Source organism: Streptomyces sp. PU-14G (genome assembly GCF_041028275.1).
Lineage (GTDB): Bacteria > Actinomycetota > Actinomycetes > Streptomycetales > Streptomycetaceae > Streptomyces.
This window is the reverse complement of the sequence record NZ_JASKYT010000592.1, coordinates 1-1,948: the sequence shown is the minus strand read 5'-3', so window position 1 is coordinate 1,948 and position 1,948 is coordinate 1. Positions and strand designations below refer to the sequence as shown.

Below are 1,948 nucleotides of genomic sequence, written 5' to 3'. Positions count from 1 at the left end.
CTCCCCGGCTCGTTTCGCGGGCGGGGGGAGGGGGAGAGCCGCTCGTGCGTCAGCTCACCCGTCATCGGGTCACATGAGGGCGTGAGCACCTGAGAGAATGGCGGCATGGCCAATGATCGTCCTCGTGTGCTGTCCGGTATCCAGCCCACCGCCGGTTCGTTCCATCTGGGCAACTACCTCGGTGCCGTACGCCAGTGGGTGGCGCTCCAGGAGTCCCACGACGCCTTCTACGCGGTCGTCGACCTGCACGCCATGACGATCCCGAAGGACCCGGCCGAGCTGCGGCACAACTCGCGGATGGCCGCCGCCCAGCTGCTGGCCGCGGGGCTGGACCCGGAGCGCTGCACGCTCTTCCTGCAGAGCCACGTGCCCGAGCACACCCAGCTGAGCTGGATCGTGGAGTGCCTGACCGGTTTCGGTGAGGCGGCGCGGATGACGCAGTTCAAGGACAAGTCCGCCAAGCAGGGCACGGATCACACCAGTGTGGGGCTGTTCACCTACCCGGCGCTGATGGTGGCCGACATCCTGGTCTACCGGGCGCACCAGGTCCCGGTCGGCGAGGACCAGCGCCAGCACCTGGAGCTGACGCGCACGCTCGCGGAGCGCTTCAACGGGCGGTACGGCGCGACGTTCCCGGTGCCCGAGGCGCACATCCCCAAGGAGACGGCGAAGATCTACGACCTGCAGGACCCCGGGGTCAAGATGAGCAAGTCGGCCTCCACGCCGAAGGGCATCATCGAGCTGCTGGACGAGCCGAAGACCACCGCGAAGAAGATCAAGAGCGCGGTCACCGACACGGACACCGTCATCCGGTTCGACCAGGACAAGAAGCCCGGCGTCAGCAACCTGCTGACGATCTACTCCACCCTCACAGGGGCGGGAATCCAGGAACTGGAGGATAAGTACGCGGGCAAGGGCTACGGTGCGCTGAAGACGGATCTCGCAGAGATCGTCACGGACTGGGTGACACCGTTCCGCACGCGGACGCAGGAGTTCATGGACGACCCGGCGTCGCTGGACGGGATCCTGCTGGACGGCGCGGAGAAGGCCAGGTCCGTGGCGTCGGACACGCTGCGGGACGTCTACGACAAGGTGGGCTTCGTGCCCGGCAGGCGGTGAAGGGAGAACTGATGGGCGCGGGAGCGACCGACGCGGGAGCGACCGTCACCCTCGGTGTATCGCTCGCCGTCCCCGAGCCGTACGGCACGCTGCTGCAGGCGCGGCGGGTCTCTTTCGGCGACGCGGCGGCGCACGGTATCCCCACCCACATCACGCTGCTGCCGCCGACGGAGGTGCCCGCCTCGGCGCGGCCCGCGATCGAGGCCCATCTGGCGGGCGTCGCCCTGGCCGGGCGGGCCTTCCGCGTACGGCTGTCGGGCACGGGGACGTTCCGGCCGCTGACGCCGGTCGTCTTCGTGCAGGTCGCCGAGGGCGGTGCGGCCTGCACGCGGCTCCAGGAGCGGGTGCGCGCCCCGGAGGGCCCGCTGGCCCGGGAGCTGCACTTCCCGTACCACCCGCATGTGACGGTCGCGCACGGCATTCCGGAGGCGGCCATGGACCGCGCCTTCACTCAGCTGGCCGACTTCGAGTGCACCTGGACGGCCGACGGTTTCGCCCTCTACGAGCAGGGGACGGACGAGGTGTGGCGGCTCCGGCGCGAGTTCCCGTTCGCTCCGCGTCCTGGTATGCCTCCGGGCCCCGCCCACTCGCAGGGCCCCACTCCGGCCTCGGCCTCCTCGCTCGACGTGACGCTGCCGCCGGCCGCCTGCCGGCCGCCCCACCAGCGGCGCACCGCCCTCCGCCCGTCCGCCACGCTCTAGCGCCCCGCTCCTCCGCCACGCTCCAGCGGTCAGCCCATCCAGCGGTCCGCCCCTCCAGCGGTCCGCTCCTCTGGCTGATCGGCCCGGCCGGTCCCGGGCCGCCCCGGCCGATCCCGGCGGCCTCTGCC

The 1,948-nt window shown here is 71.1% G+C and carries 2 protein-coding genes; both read left to right on the top strand.

Annotated features, from left to right (window positions below; all coding sequences use genetic code 11):
• Positions 1–105 precede the first annotated feature (105 nt).
• Complete coding sequence (gene trpS / locus AB8Z75_RS33730; RefSeq protein ID WP_369208766.1) at positions 106–1,119, top strand: tryptophan--tRNA ligase; 1,014 nt, start codon at positions 106–108, stop codon at positions 1,117–1,119.
• Positions 1,120–1,130: 11 nt separating this feature from the next.
• Positions 1,131–1,820 carry a 2'-5' RNA ligase family protein gene (locus AB8Z75_RS33725; RefSeq protein WP_369208764.1) on the top strand — a complete coding sequence of 230 codons (690 nt, stop codon included), beginning with the start codon at positions 1,131–1,133 and terminating at the stop codon, positions 1,818–1,820.
• Positions 1,821–1,948 lie beyond the last annotated feature (128 nt).

Excerpts from the sequence above, each read along its gene's own strand:
- trpS (WP_369208766.1), top strand. The coding sequence starts at position 106 with ATGGCCAATGATCGTCCTCGTGTGCTGTCCGGTATCCAGCCCACCGCC.
- AB8Z75_RS33725 (WP_369208764.1), top strand. The coding sequence starts at position 1,131 with ATGGGCGCGGGAGCGACCGACGCGGGAGCGACCGTCACCCTCGGTGTA.